At 71.2% G+C, this 15,928-nt stretch carries 17 protein-coding genes and 1 tRNA gene; 15 read left to right on the top strand and 3 right to left on the bottom strand.

Annotation, left to right across the window (positions count from 1 at the left end; genetic code table 11):
* The 5 genes from OOZ19_RS15220 to OOZ19_RS15200 all read left to right on the top strand — a co-directional run bounded on the left by OOZ19_RS15220 (position 1) and on the right by OOZ19_RS15200 (position 4,035).
* Positions 1-600, top strand: coding sequence for a GNAT family N-acetyltransferase (locus OOZ19_RS15220; RefSeq protein WP_266090865.1), 600 nt, complete (start codon positions 1-3; stop codon positions 598-600).
* Positions 601-654: 54 nt separating this feature from the next.
* The gene (locus OOZ19_RS15215; protein WP_266090752.1) at positions 655-1,503 is read left to right on the top strand and encodes an isoprenyl transferase; all 849 of its coding nucleotides are present in this window, start codon (positions 655-657) and stop codon (positions 1,501-1,503) included.
* Positions 1,500-1,934 carry a hypothetical protein gene (locus OOZ19_RS15210; RefSeq protein ID WP_266090751.1) on the top strand — a complete coding sequence of 145 codons (435 nt, stop codon included), beginning with the start codon at positions 1,500-1,502 and terminating at the stop codon, positions 1,932-1,934. Before OOZ19_RS15215 ends, OOZ19_RS15210 begins: the two co-directional genes overlap by 4 nt.
* A gap of 296 nt (positions 1,935-2,230) precedes the next feature.
* Positions 2,231-3,256, top strand: a complete 1,026-nt coding sequence (locus OOZ19_RS15205) for a permease (RefSeq protein ID WP_416309437.1) — start codon at positions 2,231-2,233, stop codon at positions 3,254-3,256.
* A complete protein-coding gene (locus OOZ19_RS15200) occupies positions 3,256-4,035 on the top strand; it encodes a TIGR03943 family putative permease subunit (protein WP_266090750.1) in 780 nt (259 codons plus the stop codon). Before OOZ19_RS15205 ends, OOZ19_RS15200 begins: the two co-directional genes overlap by 1 nt.
* 68 nt (positions 4,036-4,103) lie before the next feature.
* Here OOZ19_RS15200 and OOZ19_RS15195 read toward each other — a convergent pair whose 3' ends face one another.
* Both OOZ19_RS15195 and OOZ19_RS15190 read right to left on the bottom strand, forming a co-directional pair.
* Positions 4,104-4,526 (bottom strand): Fur family transcriptional regulator, encoded by a 423-nt coding sequence (locus OOZ19_RS15195; RefSeq protein ID WP_184477725.1) that lies wholly within the window; start codon positions 4,524-4,526, stop codon positions 4,104-4,106.
* The gene (locus tag OOZ19_RS15190; RefSeq protein WP_266090749.1) at positions 4,523-5,032 is read right to left on the bottom strand and encodes an ArsR/SmtB family transcription factor; all 510 of its coding nucleotides are present in this window, start codon (positions 5,030-5,032) and stop codon (positions 4,523-4,525) included. Before OOZ19_RS15190 ends, OOZ19_RS15195 begins: the two co-directional genes overlap by 4 nt.
* Before the next feature lie 544 nt (positions 5,033-5,576).
* Here OOZ19_RS15190 and OOZ19_RS15185 point away from each other — a divergent pair.
* From OOZ19_RS15185 to OOZ19_RS15160, 6 genes are all read left to right on the top strand, one after another.
* Complete coding sequence (locus OOZ19_RS15185) at positions 5,577-6,962, top strand: glycine--tRNA ligase (protein ID WP_184477726.1); 1,386 nt, start codon at positions 5,577-5,579, stop codon at positions 6,960-6,962.
* Positions 6,963-7,039: 77 nt separating this feature from the next.
* On the top strand, positions 7,040-7,696 hold the full coding sequence (locus OOZ19_RS15180; RefSeq protein ID WP_266090748.1) for a YdcF family protein: 657 nt from the start codon (positions 7,040-7,042) through the stop codon (positions 7,694-7,696).
* Between the two features lie 81 nt (positions 7,697-7,777).
* Positions 7,778-9,058 (top strand): deoxyguanosinetriphosphate triphosphohydrolase, encoded by a 1,281-nt coding sequence (locus OOZ19_RS15175; protein ID WP_266090747.1) that lies wholly within the window; start codon positions 7,778-7,780, stop codon positions 9,056-9,058.
* A gap of 150 nt (positions 9,059-9,208) precedes the next feature.
* Positions 9,209-9,394, top strand: coding sequence for a hypothetical protein (locus OOZ19_RS15170; RefSeq protein ID WP_184477728.1), 186 nt, complete (start codon positions 9,209-9,211; stop codon positions 9,392-9,394).
* Positions 9,395-9,697: 303 nt separating this feature from the next.
* A complete protein-coding gene (locus OOZ19_RS15165) occupies positions 9,698-10,795 on the top strand; it encodes a serpin family protein (protein WP_266090746.1) in 1,098 nt (365 codons plus the stop codon).
* Positions 10,796-10,881: 86 nt separating this feature from the next.
* Positions 10,882-11,448, top strand: coding sequence for a carboxymuconolactone decarboxylase family protein (locus tag OOZ19_RS15160; RefSeq protein ID WP_266090745.1), 567 nt, complete (start codon positions 10,882-10,884; stop codon positions 11,446-11,448).
* A gap of 44 nt (positions 11,449-11,492) precedes the next feature.
* Here the strand turns inward: OOZ19_RS15160 and OOZ19_RS15155 are convergent, their stop codons facing one another.
* Positions 11,493-12,395 (bottom strand): sigma-70 family RNA polymerase sigma factor, encoded by a 903-nt coding sequence (locus tag OOZ19_RS15155; protein ID WP_266090744.1) that lies wholly within the window; start codon positions 12,393-12,395, stop codon positions 11,493-11,495.
* Between the two features lie 65 nt (positions 12,396-12,460).
* On the opposite strand from OOZ19_RS15155, the gene dnaG reads away from it, so the two are divergent.
* The 4 genes from dnaG (at position 12,461) to OOZ19_RS15135 (ending at position 15,856) form a co-directional block, all read left to right on the top strand.
* Complete coding sequence (dnaG, locus tag OOZ19_RS15150; RefSeq protein WP_266090743.1) at positions 12,461-14,356, top strand: DNA primase; 1,896 nt, start codon at positions 12,461-12,463, stop codon at positions 14,354-14,356.
* Positions 14,356-14,880 carry a hypothetical protein gene (locus OOZ19_RS15145; protein WP_266090742.1) on the top strand — a complete coding sequence of 175 codons (525 nt, stop codon included), beginning with the start codon at positions 14,356-14,358 and terminating at the stop codon, positions 14,878-14,880. The genes dnaG and OOZ19_RS15145 overlap by 1 nt, the downstream gene beginning before the upstream one ends.
* 40 nt (positions 14,881-14,920) lie before the next feature.
* Positions 14,921-15,667 (top strand): trans-aconitate 2-methyltransferase, encoded by a 747-nt coding sequence (locus OOZ19_RS15140; protein WP_266090741.1) that lies wholly within the window; start codon positions 14,921-14,923, stop codon positions 15,665-15,667.
* 116 nt (positions 15,668-15,783) lie between these two features.
* Positions 15,784-15,856 (top strand) — tRNA-Asn (locus OOZ19_RS15135).
* The last annotated feature ends 72 nt before the right edge of the window (positions 15,857-15,928 follow it).

The raw sequence follows: 15,928 nt of genomic DNA, 5'->3' as shown, positions 1-15,928 counted from the left end.
GTGCGCAGCTGGCGTCCGCGCGACGCCGAGGCGGTGCACCGGATCTGCGTGGCCACCGGCGACAGCGGCGAACCCGTGCACCACATCCTGCGCGACCCGGACCTGGCCGCCTACGTCTTCGCCGACCCCTACCTGTTGCTGCACCCCGAACTGGCCTTCGTCGTCGAAGGCCGCGGCGCGGTGCTCGGGTACGTCGTGGCGGCGCTGCACACCGAGGAGTTCTACGCGCGCTGGCAGCTCGAATGGGCGCCGCGGTTCGCCGCCAGCCACCCCTCGGCGCGGGTCGTCGACGGCCGCAACGGCGACAGCCAGCTGCGGGCGTTCCTGCACCGCCCGAGGCTGATGCTGCCCGCGAACCTCGACCGCTACCCCTCCCACCTGCACATCAACCTGGTCGCGAGCGCTCGCGGGCAAGGGATGGGCAAGCGGTTGCTGCACGCGGTGTTCCAGCAGCTCGCCAGCGCCGGCTCGCCCGGCGTGCAGCTCGGCGTGAATCCGGGGAACACCAGGGCACAGGCGCTCTACCAGCGAATCGGGATGGTCCGGCTGCCGTCGGACACCCGGCTCGAAGTCCGCTACGGGACACCACTGAACGGGTGACACGCGGGTCCGGGAGAATGGACGACCGGCCGCGAACGAAGGAGAAGGCACAACATGCTGCGACGCCGTGGACGCGGGAGCGACGACCCGAGCGTGAAGGCGCCCGCACCGCACGCCGAGGGAGCCACCCCGCCGGACTTGCCGGCCGAACTGGTCCCGAAGCACGTGGCCATCGTGATGGACGGCAACGGGCGCTGGGCGAACGAACGCGGTCTGCCCAGGGTCGAAGGGCACAAGCGCGGCGAGCAGGTGGTGCTCGAACTAGCCAGGGGCGCCATCGAGATCGGCGTGAAGTGGCTGTCGCTGTACGCCTTCTCCACCGAGAACTGGAAGCGCAGTCCGGACGAGGTGAAATTCCTCATGGGCTTCAACCGGGACGTCATCGCCCGGCGCGTCGACGAGCTCGACGAGCTCGGCGTGCGCGTGCGCTGGGCGGGCCGCAAACCGCGGCTGTGGCGCAGCGTGGTGAACACGTTGCAGGCGGCCGAAGAGCGCACCAGTCGCAACGAAGTCATGAACCTGACCATGTGCGTGAACTATGGTGGCCGGGCCGAGGTGGGGGACGCCGCGCGGGAAATCGCCCGGCTCGCCGCCGCAGGCAAGATCAATCCAGAGAAGGTGGACGAGCGGACAGTGGCCCGGCATCTCTACCAATCGGAGATGCCCGACGTCGACCTGTTCATCCGGCCGTCCGGGGAGCAACGCACCTCCAACTTCCTGCTCTGGCAGTCCGCATACGCCGAGTTGGTGTTCCAAGACACCCTGTTCCCCGACGTGGATCGTCGTCACCTGTGGCGCGCGTGCGAGCAGTACGCACGCCGGGACCGGCGCTTCGGCGGCGCCGTCGATCGTGCCGCGCAGGACGAGAGCACCACCGAAACCGCCCAGGAGGGCATCTCATGACCCAGGAGGCCGCTACTACCGCGGAGCTGTTGACCGCGGCGAAAGAGGCGCTGGAGACCTATCACGAGGTGAACGTCGACGACGACGGAGCGTTGACCTTGCGGCACGGGGACGTGCCGTGCGCGGTCCAGGCGATGCAGCTCGCCGAGGGACTCACCGTGCTCAGCCTGACCTGCGTCGTGGCGTGGGACCTGCCGTTGAACGACAAGCTGGCGCAGTCCGCGGCGGAGCGGGCGGGGCAAGGCCTGTTCGGCACGCTCGGCGTGGTGCGCACCGAACGCGGCATGGACGTGACCTTGCGCTACGCGTTCCCCGCCGAAGGCATGGAGCCGCAGCCGCTGGGCACGTTGCTGATGCTGGTGGTGTCCACCGCTTCGCAGCTGCGCGGCGAACTGCTGACCGAGGTGGAGGAGGACACTCCGGTCGACTGAGCGCCGCCGGGCTACGAGCCTCCTCCGGATTCCGGAGGGGGCTCGCCGCCTGTTCGGACAGGTCGGCCCGGGGCGATCCCGCGCGGTCGGACACGCGTCGGCGTGTCGGAGCGAAGGACGTTCCGGATCACCGGATACGGCGGCGGTGCGGGGATCCGGGATGAACGCGTCCACGACGTGCTCACGGGGCGTGGCGAGTCGCTGGGCGATCCGGGCGACCCGGCTCCTGCACGGGTGGTCGGCGGCGGCTCCTCGCCGGGGGTAGCTGCGAACGATTGCCAGTTGCTGCTGGCACGATGAGGCCCGTGACCACGACCTTGCGCCGCTCCGGCCGTGATCCGGTGCGGCGCCGCCGGGTCACCTCGATGGAAGTGCTGTGCGCGCTGCTGCTGGCGGCGCTGCTGTTCCAGGCGCCGATCAGCGCGCTGCTGGACGCGCCGGGACTGCGCACCGGGTCGACGGTGTTCGTCGCGGTGTGCGTGCAGGCGCTGCCGTTCCTGGTCCTCGGCGTGCTGATCAGCGGTGCCATCGCGGCTTTCGTGCCGCCGAGCGCGCTGCGGCGGCTGCTGCCCGGGCGCCCCGGCGCGGCGGTGCCCGTCGCCGGTCTCGCCGGGGTGGCGTTGCCGGGCTGCGAGTGCGCCTCGGTGCCGGTGGCCCGCCGGTTGATGCAGCAGGGCGTGGCCCCCGCCGCGGCGCTGGCGTTCCTGCTGGCCGCGCCCGCCGTGAACCCGATCGTGCTGGTCTCGACCGCGGTGGCGTTCCCGGGTGATCCGCTGATGGTGCTCGCCCGGTTCCTCGGCTCGCTGCTGACGGCCTGCGCCATGGGCTGGTTGTGGTTGCGCGTCGGCAAGGCCGACTGGATCGCGGAGCGCGCCCTGCGGCGCGTCGAGCAGCGCTCCGCGACGGGCGCTGGCCGCTGGGTGCTGTTCACCGAGACCGCCCGGCACGACCTGGTCGAAGCGGGCGGGTTCCTCGTTCTGGGCGGGCTCACCTCGGCGGTGTTCAACGTCCTGGTGCCCGCGGAGTGGATGAGCTCGCTCGGCGGTCAGCTGGTGCTCGGGGTGCTGGTGATGGCGGTGCTCGCGGTGGTGCTCGCGCTGTGCAGCGAGGCGGACGCGTTCGTGGCGGCCTCCATGGCCGGGCTGCCGCTGATCCCGAAGCTGGTGTTCCTGGTGGTCGGGCCCGCCGTGGACCTCAAGCTCATCGCGTTGCAGGCGGGCACTTTCGGGCGCTCGTTCGCGCTCCGGTTCGCGCCGCTGACGTTCGTCGTCGCCATCACCTGCTCGGTGCTGGTGGGCCTGTTGCTGCTGGGAGGCGCGTGATGCGGCGCGAAACGCAGAACCTGCTGCTGGTGCTGCTCGGCGGCGCCCTGCTCAAGATCGCGTTCACCGGGACGTACCTTCGCTACGTCAAACCCGCGCTGTTCCCGTGGCTGGTGGGCGCGGGTGTGGTGATGATGCTGCTGGCCACCGTCGCCATCGTGCGCGACATCCGGGCGGCGCGGGAGCAGGCACGTGCGGAGGACCCGTTCGCGCCACCTCCCTCGACCGGGCACGACGAGCACGAGCACCAGCACGAGCACCGCACCCGGAGTCCGTGGATGCTGCTGCTGCCGGTGTTCGCGATCTTCCTGATCGCCCCGCCCGCGCTCGGCGCCGATTCGATCGGCCGCGGCGGCCAGCAGGCCGCCGCCCCGGAGCGGCCGGGGGACGACGCGCTGTTCGACGCGCTGCCACCGGGACCAGCTCCGCTGCTGACGGTCTCCGAGTTCATCACCCGCGTGGTCTGGGACGGCAGCGGTTCGCTGGAACGGCGAGCGATCCGCCTGGAAGGTTTCGTGGTGCACCCGGAGGACGATCCGGGGCGCACCCAGCTGGCCCGGATGCGCATTAGCTGCTGCGCGGCGGACGCCGCACCGGTGCTGATCGACCTCGCCGGGCCCGCCGCCGCAGCGCTGGCGGCGACACCGCCCGACACCTGGATCGAGGTGACCGGGACCTTGCGCGCGGGCACCGCGACCCCGGCCAACGGTCAGGTGCCGACCTTCGACATCACCGCGGTGCACGGCATCCCGGCACCTGATGATCCCTACGAGTACTAATCGACGATCATGCTCGCCCCGGATGTTCGCGGGGACGCGCGTGCACCGGGCGGCCGGTCAGGCGGCGCTCATTCGGCGGCGGCGCACTCCGGGCAGACACCGATGATCTCCACGGTGTGCCCGACGTTGGAGAAGCCGTGCTCGCTGGCGATCCGCTCCGCCCACTGCTCCACCGGCGGGTCGGCCACCTCCACGGTCCGCCCGCAGTGCCGGCACACCAGGTGGTGGTGGTGCTCGGTGGAGCAGCGCCGGTAGATCGCCTCGCCGGATTCGGTGCGCAGCACGTCGATCTCGCCCGCGTCGGCCAGCGTCTGCAGGGTGCGGTAGACGGTGGTCAGGCCGATGCCCTCACCGCGGCGCCGCAGCTGCTCGTGCAGGTCCTGCGCCGATCGGAAGTCGTCGACCTCGCTGAGCAGGCGGGACACCGCCGCACGCTGCTTGGTCGCCCGCAGCCCAGGCACGCCGGCCGCGGAACGCTCACCGGTGGTCACGCTGTCTCCGTTTCCTCTGCAGTGTTCTGGGTCGAGCGCGCGCCGCGCCCGCGCGGGCGCGTGCCCGACAGCTCCTCCGCGTGCGTGGCGGCATCGACGACGATGTGAGCGAGGTGCTCGTCGACGAGCCGGTACATGACTTCCCGCCCGTGCCGCTCCCCGTACACGACCCCCGCCGACTTCAGCACCCGCAAGTGCTGGCTGATCAACGGCTGGGTGACGCCGAGCGCGTCGACCAGTTCGTGCACGCACCGCTCGGCCGTGCGCAGCTGGAGCACGATCGCGATGCGCACCGGGGCGGCCAGCGCCCGCAGCAGTTCACCGGCCTCGACCAGGGTCTGCTGGTCGTGCACCGGCACCAGCCGCGGCGCTCCGCGCTCCGGGGAGTGCACGTGTTCTTCGGCGCGGTCCGGGTGACCGTTGCCCGCCTCGGCCACTGGCGACGCGGCCTCGGCCGGGTCGGTACCGGCCGGTTCGCCGAGCGGGTCGGGGCTGACGGCGGGCATGGTGTCCTTTCCAGTGGGCCTGGAGATGTCGGGAGCCGCCTTCGAGTGAGGCGGTGGCTCTCCACCGCCCATCCTACGGGTCGGGCGAAACGCGCAAGCACCTCGCGGGGCCGCCCGATCCGCCGCGGAGCCGATCATGGCAGCGCACATTCCCGCACCGCACCGCGGGCACCACCGGCCGGTCGACGAGATACCGCCCGCGGCGTGGACGAGATCGCCGACGAGATGGGTGGGGCCACCGATGCGGCAGACCTCATCGGTACGCTGGGAAACCCCAGGACGGAACGCGTGCGATGGCATAGCCTGCGCAGCATCGGAGATCGTCGAACCGCCGGACTCCGAGCCTGGACGGCCTTCCGCTCGGGGACCGCCGAGGCGGCGAAGGCCACCGGGAGCACCCGCCCGACACAACCCGGCACCGGGAACCGACGAGCGCAGTCGGGCCCCGGCCGCAGACAACCCCCGTCGAGCACCCGACCACCGCGGTCGAGCCTCGGCCCGAAGCAGATCGTCGAGTCCCTCGACCTGAGATTCCGGAGTGACCGTGCCCGCCGATCAGATCGACACGATCGTCAACCTTTGCAAGCGCCGTGGCTTCGTCTTCCCGTCCGGGGAGATCTACGGCGGTACGAAGTCGGCGTGGGACTACGGGCCGCTCGGCGTCGAGCTCAAGGACAACATCAAGCGCCAGTGGTGGAAGTCGATGGTGCAGGGCCGCGACGACGTCGTCGGCCTCGACTCCTCGGTGATCCTGCCGCGCGACGTGTGGGTCGCCTCCGGCCACGTCGGCGCCTTCCACGACCCGCTGGTCGAGTGCATCTCGTGCCACCACCGGTTCCGCGGCGACCACCTGGTCGAGGAGTTCGCCGAGCGCACCGGCAAGGAGGTCGCCGAGGGAGACCTGTCGCAGATCCCCTGCCCGAACTGCGGCAACCGCGGCCAGTTCACCGAGCCGCGCGAGTTCAACATGATGCTCAAGACGTTCCTCGGCCCGGTCGAGAGCGAAGAGGGCATGCACTACCTGCGCCCCGAGACCGCGCAAGGCATCTTCGTGAACTTCGCGAACGTCATGACCACCGCGCGCAAGAAGCCGCCGTTCGGCATCGGCCAGATCGGCAAGTCGTTCCGCAACGAGATCACGCCCGGCAACTTCGTGTTCCGCACCCGCGAGTTCGAGCAGATGGAGATGGAGTTCTTCGTCGAGCCGGGCGAGGACGAGCAGTGGCACCAGTACTGGATCGACGCCCGCACCGAGTGGTACACGAGCCTCGGCATCGACCGGGACAACCTGCGGCTCTACGAGCACCCCAAGGACAAGCTCTCGCACTACTCGAAGCGCACCGTCGACATCGAGTACCGGTTCCGCTTCGCGGGCAGCGAGTGGGGTGAGCTGGAGGGCGTCGCCAACCGCACCGACTTCGACCTCACCACGCATTCCAACCACTCGGGCGTGGACCTGTCGTACTTCGACCAGGCCAGCAACTCCCGCTACCGCCCGTACGTGATCGAACCCGCCGCGGGCGTGGGCCGACCGATGATGGCGTTCCTGGTGGACGCCTACCACGAGGACGAGGCCCCGAACGCCAAGGGCGGCGTCGACAAGCGCACCGTGCTGAAGCTGGACCGCCGGTTGTCGCCGGTGAAGGCCGCGGTGCTGCCGCTGTCGCGCAACTCCGAGCTGTCGCCGAAGGCGCGGGACCTCGCTGCGCAGCTGCGGCGGAACTGGAACATCGAGTTCGACGACGCGGGCGCCATCGGCCGCCGCTACCGCAGGCACGACGAGATCGGCACTCCGTTCTGCGTGACGGTCGACTTCGATTCGCTCTCCGACCACGCGGTCACCGTGCGCGAGCGCGACACGATGTCCCAGGAACGGGTGGCGATGGACAAGTTGGAGGAGTACCTCGCCGTCCGCCTCATCGGTTGCTGACCCTCCCGAGGAGTCCTCGCCGAGGGGCTCAGTGATCATTCCGCGAGGACTCCTCACCCACCAGGAACGCGTGTCCCATGTCTGAAGTCGGTTCCGCCCACCGCGGCTCCCGGAGCGGTCGGGTGTTGCGCCGCACCGCGCTCGGTGCGGTCCTGATGGTGCTGTTGCTGCTGGGCGGCACCGGATTCCGCGTGTGGCAGGTGGCGCGCACCGACGACCGCCGCCCGGTGGACATGATCGTGGTGCTGGGCGCGGCCCAGTACCACGGCAAGCCGACCCCGGTGCTGCGCGCGCGGCTCGAACAGGCCTTGGAGCTCTACGAGCAGGGCCTGGCCGAGCACGTGGTGACCGTCGGCGGCAGCCAGGAGGGCGACGAGTACACCGAAGCCGAAGCGGGCAAGTTGTGGCTGGCCAAGCACGGCGTGCCCGAGTCGAAGATCAGCATCGAGCCGACCGGCAGCGACACCCTCGGCAGCTTGCGGGCCGTGGGGGCGATGGCGAAGCAGAACAACTGGAACTCCGCGCTGATCGTCAGCGACCCGTGGCACTCGCTGCGGGCGCGGACGATGGCGGGCGACTTCGGGCTCGACGCGTGGGCCTCGCCGACCCGCTCGGGGCCGATGGTGCAGACGCGGTCGACCCAGCTGCACTACATCATCCGGGAGACCGGCGGGCTGCTGTTCTACCGGTTGACCCACGCCCCGGCAGAGGTCGTCGGCGACGGCTTGGGCTGAGGAACCCCTCCGATGCGCGTTCAGCGCGCGTTGGTGGGCGTTTCAGCTGGCGGGGCGTGCTGACACCGTAGGCTGGGCGCGGTGAACGCCTCGTCGCCCGGGTACGGAGAGCACGACCTCGCCCGGTTGTCCGCCGAACCGCCGAAGGCCGCCGCGTTGCCGGGAGCGCACCAGGAGGCCCGCACTCCGTTCGCGAGGGACCGGGCTCGGGTGCTGCATTCGGCGGCGCTGCGCCGGCTGGCGGGCAAGACGCAGGTCATGGGGCCGGAAGAGGGCGACGTCCCGCGCACCCGGTTGACGCATTCGCTCGAAGTGGCGCAGATCGGCCGCGGGATCGCCGTGACGCTGGGCGCGGACGCCGATCTCGTGGACACCGCGGGACTGGCGCACGACATCGGGCATCCGCCGTTCGGGCACAACGGTGAAGAGGCGCTGAACGAGCTCGCCGATTCCTGCGGCGGATTCGAGGGCAACGCGCAGACCCTGCGGATCTTGACGCGCCTGGAGCCGAAGCTGCCGGGCGAACCGGGCGCGGGCAGCGGCCTGAACCTGACCCGCGCCTGCCTGGACGCGGCGACGAAGTACCCGTGGCCGCGCCGTCCCGGCGAGGTGAAGTTCGGCGTCTACCCGGACGACCTCGGGGTGTTCACCTGGATGCGCCAGGGCGCGGTGGGCGATCGCCGCTGCCTGGAGGCGCAGATCATGGACTGGGCCGACGACGTGGCGTACTCGGTGCACGACGTGGAGGACGGGGTGCACTCGGGCCGCATCTCGTTGCGGGAGCTCTCCCGGCCGGGGGAGCGCTCGGAGATCGTGCGGTTGGCGGCGAAGCACTTCTGGGCCGACGGCGACGCCGGTGAGCTGGACGCCGCGGCGGGTGGGCTGGCGGTGCTGCCCGCGGTCGCGGCCGTGGCGGACTACGACGGCACGCTCGGCGCGCAGGTGGCGTTGAAGCGGTTGACCAGCGAACTCGTCGGCCGGTTCACCTCGGCGGCGGTGTCGGGCACTGCCGAGGCGCACGGGCCGGGCCCGTTGACCCGGTACGCGGCGGACGTCGTGGTGCCTCGCCGGGTGGCGGCGGAGGTCGCGGTGCTCAAGGCGGTGGCGGTGCACTTCGTGCTCAGCGATCCGCGTCGGCTGCGGATGCAGGAGCGGCAGCGGGAGCTGCTGGCGGAGCTGGTGGAGGTGCTGGTGCGGCGCGCGCCGGAGGCGCTGGACCCCGCGTTCCGGCCGGATTGGTCGGCGGCGGCGGACGACGCGCGGCGGTTGCGGGTCGTGCTGGACCAGGTGGCGTCCCTGACGGATGCGCAGGCCGTGTCCTGGCATGCACGCCATGTACGCAGCGGAGCCAATTCAGTGTGAAATACGTCTGATCGGGGGGTGTTGAGCCCCAAGTGTCCGGCATAGTGTTCACCCAGCGTGTCGGCCGTTCGGGACCCCCGACCTGAACGGCCGACTGCTGTGCGTGCGGCGCGATCCCCGACCCGTCCCCGTGCCGCAAGGAGATCCCCGATGCCGAACCGGCACTACATCCAGAAGCTCGTCGCCGACGGCGAGCCGTACGTGAACACCGACAACCTCGCAGACTGGGTGACCGACCTGCGCTGGCGCGACCCCGAAGCCCGGCGCGCGGCCGAGTACATCGCCCAGGAACTGCGGCTGATGGGCTTGTCCGACATCGAGGAGTCCCTGCGCTGAGCGCCTGTCCTCGAACTCGTGCCGCGTGGGTGTCCGGGTAGCGGAACCTCAGCGATGTCGCGAGCAGCTCCCTGCTCGGTGGAGTCGCGGCTCTCGCGAGACGGCCGCCGGAGAACCCGCCGGTGGTTCAAGATCGAAGACAGGCTCCGGGCGTGCGGCGGCGCGACGCGCGATCTCGCTCCCGCCGGATCGTGCTGAGCGGATTCCCGAGCGTTCAGGTGGCCCCGCCGGGGCGGTCCGGGTGGCAGACTCGGCGGCAGTCCTGAGTGAGCAGCCGACGCGCTGAACGGAGTCCACGCGGCCGTGACCGAGCATCTCGATTTCAGCCTGGCCCTGCACCACCGACTCGCCCCGGAGGCGAACCGCCCGTTCACCTGGTCGCCGTACTCGGTGGCCAGCGCGCTCGGACTGGCCGCTGCGGCGGCGGGCGGCGACACCCGCGGTGAGCTGCTGTCCGCGCTGCGCGCCGAGAGCCCCGAAGCGGTGCGCGGCTCGTTGTCCCCGGCGGCGGAGCTCCCCAGCGCCGGCTCGGCCGAGCCGCCGGAGCTGGCGGTCGCGAACACGCTGTGGGCGCACGACGAGCTGCCGGTGCACGAGGCGTTCCTGCGGTCGCTGAAGGAGTGGCCGGGCAGCGCCGTGCGCACCGCGCCGTTCCGCACCGCTCCGGACGAGGCCCGCCGCTTGATCAACTCCGATGTCGCGGAGACGACGCGCGACCTGATCCCCGAGCTGCTGGAGCCCGGCACGGTCGATGCCGACACGGTGGCGGCCCTGGTCAACGCCCTGTACCTCAAGGTGTCCTGGCGCGAGGCCTTCGACGCCCACAAGACGACGGACCAGCCGTTCCGAGCCCCGTCGGGGGAGCGGGCGGCGCCGACGATGACCGCGACCCGCCGTCTCGGCTACGCGGCGGCCGGTGGCTGGCAGGCGGTGACCTTGCCCGCGGCGGGCGGTGTGGAAGCCGTGGTCCTGCTACCCGACGAGGACCTGGCCACCGCGGAACCGGCGCTGGGCGCCGCCGAACTCGGCACCCTGCTGGCCTCGGTGCGCGACGAGCGGGTGGAGTTGTTCCTGCCGCGCTTCGACGTCGACTGGGACGCCGAGCTCAACGCCCCGCTCGGCCACCTCGGTGTGCACCGGCTGTTCACGCCCGGCGCCGATTTCAGCCCGCTCGCCGACGCGCCGCTGAAGATCTCGACGATCGTGCACCAGGCGGTGCTGCGGGTCGACGAGTCCGGGTTGGAGGGCGCGGCGGCGACGGCGGCGATGATGCGGCTCACCGCGATCGTGCGCGAACCCGACCCGATCCGGGTGCGGGTGGATCGGCCGTTCCTGTTCCTGGTGCGGCACCGGGAGTCCGGCGCGGTGTACTTCCTGGCTCGCGTCGTCGACCCGTCCTGACCCGCGTCGCTGTCACGTTCCCGGGTGCCATCTCGTCCCGGTGGTGAGTCCCCGCACCGGGCGGGGAACGGCACCCGGGAGTGACCATGCCGCGCATCGACCCCGTTCCGACGCACCGAGCGGGTCCGCTGACCAAGCTCCTCTACCGGTACCTCCGCCGTCGCTTCGGCGCGGTGCCGGAGCCGATGGCGGTGACCGCGCAGCACCCGAAGCTGCTGCTGGCAGCGGGCGTCGGGGAGCTGGCGGTGCAGCGCGCGACCCGCGTCCTGCCCGCGAGCGTCCGCGAGCTCGCCGTGTTCCGGACGGCGACCCGGATCGGCTGCTCGTGGTGCGTGGACTTCGGCACCATGCTGCAGCGCGACGAAGGCCTCGACGTCGAACGGCTCCAGGAGATCGACGACTACCGGACGTCGCCGCGGTTCACCGAGCTGGACCGGCTGGTGATCGACTACGCCGACGCGATGACCGACCTGCCGATGACGGTGACCGATGACCAGGTGGCGGAGCTGGACCGCAGGCTGGGCCACCAGGGCGCGGTCGAGCTGACCTACATGATCGCACTGGAGAACCAGCGCACCCGGTTCAACCACGCCCTCGGCATCACCGCCCAAGGCTTCACCTCGGGAGAAGCCTGCCGGGTCCCCATGCCCTGAGAAGTCGGCGCGGTGGGCCGTGCTCCGGCACGGCCCGTTCCCCGTCAGAGGGCCAGGCCGGTCAGCTTGTCCGGGTTGACCACGTCGTGCAGCTCCGCGATGCGGTCGTCGTCGACGGTGAACACGAGCACTCGCCGCGGCGAGGTGCGGCCGGTGGGATCGGTGGGATCGCCCGGCACGAACATCCCGAGATCGCCGTTGACCAGCACCGGGCGCGCCCCTTCCAGCGCGGTCGTGCCGTACTTGGTGGCGAGGCCGAGCATGAACCGGGCGATCTTGCCGCCGCCGCGGATCGGGCGCCGGGCCGTGGACGCCTTGCCGCCGCTGTCGCCGAACAACGCGGCCTCCGGGTGCAGCAGCCGGGTCAGCTCGGTCAGGTCGCCCGCGTGGACGGCGGCCAAGAACCGCTCCACCACCTCCTGCTGGCGCGGCAGCGGAGCGCGGGGCGGCGTGTCCGCGGCCAGCGCCTTGCGGGCTCGGGACGCGTGCTGGCGCGCGGTGGCGGCCGGGCAGTCGAGAAGCTCGGCGATTTCGGCGAACGGCACCTGGAAGCCGTCGTGCAGCACGAACGCGAACCGCTGCTCGGCGGGCAGCTCGTGCAGCATCCGCAACGCGGCCATCCGCAGGTCGTCGCGCCCCACGACGGCCTCCAGCGGATCCCGCGCGTCGAGCGGCGTCACCACGGGTTCCGGCAGCCACGGCCCCACGTACCGCTCCCGCCGATGCGCTGCCGAACGCGTCCTGTCCAGGCAGATCCGTCCGACCACGGTGCTCAGCCACGCCCCGAGATCGCGGATCTCCGCCGCCTCACCGGCCAGCCGCAGCCACGCCTCCTGCACGGCGTCCTCGGCGTCGGCGAACCGGCCGGTGAGCCGGTAGGCGAGCGCGGTCAGCCGCGGGCGGTGCGCGTCGAACTCGGCGGCTCGCGCCGGACCGGCATTGGTCATGGGCCGATTGTGCTCCCCGCGGGGACACCCGTCGGTGTGTTCTGCGCGACGCCTAGACTGGCGGTGTGGCTGGGAGGATCCGAGATAGCGACGTCGCCGAGGTACGTGATCGCATCCGGATCGACGAGATCGTCGGCGAGTACGTGGCGCTGCGCAACGCCGGCGGGGGCGCGATGAAGGGGCTGTGCCCCTTCCACGACGAGAAGACGCCGTCGTTCAACGTGCGCCCGAGCCACGGCACCTTCCACTGCTTCGGTTGCGGTGAGGGCGGCGACGTCATCGCGTTCCTGATGAAGTCCGAGCACCTCGGTTTCGTCGAATCCGTGGAGCGGCTGGCCGACCGCGCGGGCGTCCAGCTGCACTACGAGGGCGGGGTGCCGAGCGAGAAGCGGGATCGGGGCACCCGAGCGCGGATGGTGGAGGCGCACCGCGTCGCCGCCGAGTTCTACGCGGAGCACCTGCGTTCGCCGGAGGCGTTGCAGGGCCGCGAATACCTCGCGGAGCGGGGTTTCGACGAGGCCGCCGCGATCCGCTTCGGCTGCGGATTCGCCCCGTCCGGGTGGGACAAGCTGACCAAGCACCTGCTGGGCAAGGGCTTCGAGCTCGACGAGCTCTACAAGTGCGGTCTGTCGAAGGAAGGCAGGCGCGGCCCGCTGGACCGGTTCCACCGCAGGTTGCTGTGGCCGTTGAAGGACCTGGCAGGCGACGTGGTCGGGTTCGGCGCGCGCCGCATCTTCGACGACGACCCGATCGAGGCGAAGTACGTCAACACCTCGGCGACGCCGATCTTCAACAAGTCGCAGGTGCTGTTCGGCATCGACCTGGCCAAGCGGGAGATCGCGAAGCGGCACCAGGCGGTCGTCGTCGAGGGCTACACCGATGTCATGGCGATGCACCTGGCCGGTGTCCCGACGGCCATCGCGTCGTGCGGGACCGCGTTCGGCGACGACCACATCTCGGTGCTGCGGCGGCTGATGATGGACGACAACGCGTTCCGCGGCGAGGTCATCTTCACCTTCGACGGCGACGCCGCCGGGCAGAAGGCGGCGTTGAAGGCCTTCGACGGCGAGCAGCAGTTCGCGACGCAGACCTACGTGGCGATCACGCCGGACGGCATGGATCCGTGCGAGCTGCGCCAGGCCAGCGGGGACACCGCGGTGCGGGACCTGGTGGCGCGGCGGAAACCGCTGTTCGAGTTCGCCATCCGAAGCCTGCTCACCGAATACGACCTCGATTCGGTGGACGGCCGAGTGGACGCGCTCAAGCGCACCGTGCCGCTGGTCGCGCAGATCAAGGACTTGGAGCGCCGCGACGGCTACGCGGTGCAGCTGTCCGGCTGGGTCGGCTGGAACGACGAGAACCAGGTGGTGCGCCGGGTCCGCGAGTCGGCGGGCGCCCCGGTCAAGCAGCAGCCGCGACGCCGCGCGCAGCGCAATCCGGATCAGGATTCGCTGGGTGTGGACGTGGAGTTGCCGCGGCGGCCGAGCCGGGACGATCCCCGCTGGTGCCAGCGGGAGACGTTGAAGCTCGCGTTGCAGGTGCCCGCGTTGGCGGGCCCCGTCTACGACTCGTTGCCGGACGAGGCGTTCACCGAGCCGTCCTACTCGCGGCTGCACCAGGCGATCGTCGCGGCGGGCGGCACGATGTCCGGCCTGTCCGGCGCCGGACTGGTGGACGCGGTGGGGCGGGAATGCCCGGACGAGGTGACGCGCCGCCTGCTCACGCTGCTCGCGGTGGAGGCCCCGGACACGAAGTCCGAGGAGGATCCGCGCTACGTGGCCGGGGTGATCGCCCGCTTGCAGGAGATCATGGTCGGCCGCGAGATCGCGGACATCAAGTCGCGGGTGCAGCGGATGTCCCCGACGGAGCAGCCGGAGGAGTACAACTCGCTGTTCGGGGACATGTTGGCGCTGGAGCAGTACCGCCATTCGCTGCTGCACCAGGCTTCGGGAGCGTTGTGATGTCTTGGTTGCGCGGTTTCCTCGCCCGCCTGTCCGGCACGGCCGAACTGCCCGCGGACTTCGCCGGTGAGCTCACCGGCGATGAGCGGGTGCTGGCGGTGGGGCGCTCGGCCGACGGCCCGCTGGTCGCCACGCATCTGGGGCTGTGGCTGCCGTCCGGGCGCCGCCTCGGCTGGCACCTGGTGAGCAAGGCGACCTGGAACGACGGCACGCTGACCTTGATCGAGTCCGCGGAGTCCGGCCCGGCGGGTGAAGCGGTGCTGCTGCGGGACCTGCCGCCGCAGCGCGTCGCGCTCACCGAGCCGGGCAGGGTTCCGGAGGTTGTGCACGAGCGCGTGACCGGATCCATCCGCGGCACGCAGCACCGGGAGTTCCCGTCGGGCGGCGCCCGGTTCGTGCAGCGGAAGGTGCCCGGCCGCAACGGCTTGGTGCTGCAGGTCCGCGCCGACTCCGGCACCGACGAGGCCGCGCTCGCACCGGTGGCCGCCGAGGTGGCGCAGCGGCTGCGCGGCTCGGCGATCTGACGGCTGGACAACCCAACAGTACGACCGTACTGTTTCTCGGGTGTGGGATCCGCAGAAGTACCTGTCGTTCAGCGAGCACCGCGACCGCCCCGCGCACGACCTGATGGCCCGCGTCCCGTCGCGCCGGGCCCGCCGGATCGTCGACCTGGGCTGCGGCGCCGGCAACCTCACGAGGCTGCTCACCGACCGCTGGCCGGACGCCGAGGTCGAGGCCACGGACTCCTCGCCGGAGATGGTCGAGGCCGCGCGGGCCAACGGGATCGACGCGCGTCGCCAGGACGTCCGCGACTGGGAGCCGCGGCCCGACTCCGACGTGGTGCTGTGCAACGCGGTGCTGCAATGGGTTCCCGAGCACGTCGACCTGCTGCGCTCCTGGCTCCCGGCGCTGCCCGCGGGAGCCGCGTTCGCCTTCCAGGTGCCCGGCAACTTCGACTCCCCGTCGCACCGGGAGATCCGCGACCTGCTCGGCGAGCGGGAGGTGCCGGGCCTGCTCGACGCCGACGCGGTGCGCTCGCCCGCGGAGTACGCCGAGATCGTCGCCGACCTGGGTCTGTCGGTCGACGCCTGGGAGACGACCTACGTGCACCGCCTCAACGGCCCGGACCCGGTCCTGGAGTGGATCAGCGGCACCGCGCTGCGGCCGGTGCGGGCGGCGCTGAGCACCGAGGAGTGGGCGTCGTTTCGCGCCGAACTCGGCGCCCGGCTGCGCTCGGCGTACCCGGCTCGGCCGGACGGCACGACGTGGCTGCCCTTCCGGAGGATCTTCGTCATCGCCCACCGTCGTTGAGCGTGATGCTGTGACCTGCGGTGTTCGCGGGCGCAGGGGGGGTGTGAAAAGGGCTTGGGGGATGCGTTAAAGTAGTACACGTCAGCGAGCAAGGGGCTGGCGAGCACAACTGATATTCCTCCATAGCTCAATTGGCAGAGCATTCGGCTGTTAACCGGAGGGTTACTGGTTCGAGTCCAGTTGGAGGAGCAGTTCAGTCTAAAACCCCAGGCCACAGGCCTGGGGTTTTGTGCATGTTCTCCCACGTCAAGGGTGATCCCA

The sequence above is a fragment of the Saccharopolyspora sp. NFXS83 genome (assembly GCF_026241095.1).
Lineage (GTDB): Bacteria > Actinomycetota > Actinomycetes > Mycobacteriales > Pseudonocardiaceae > Saccharopolyspora_C.
Note: the sequence above shows the minus strand (reverse complement) of the source record. Positions and strands in the feature narration are given on the sequence as shown.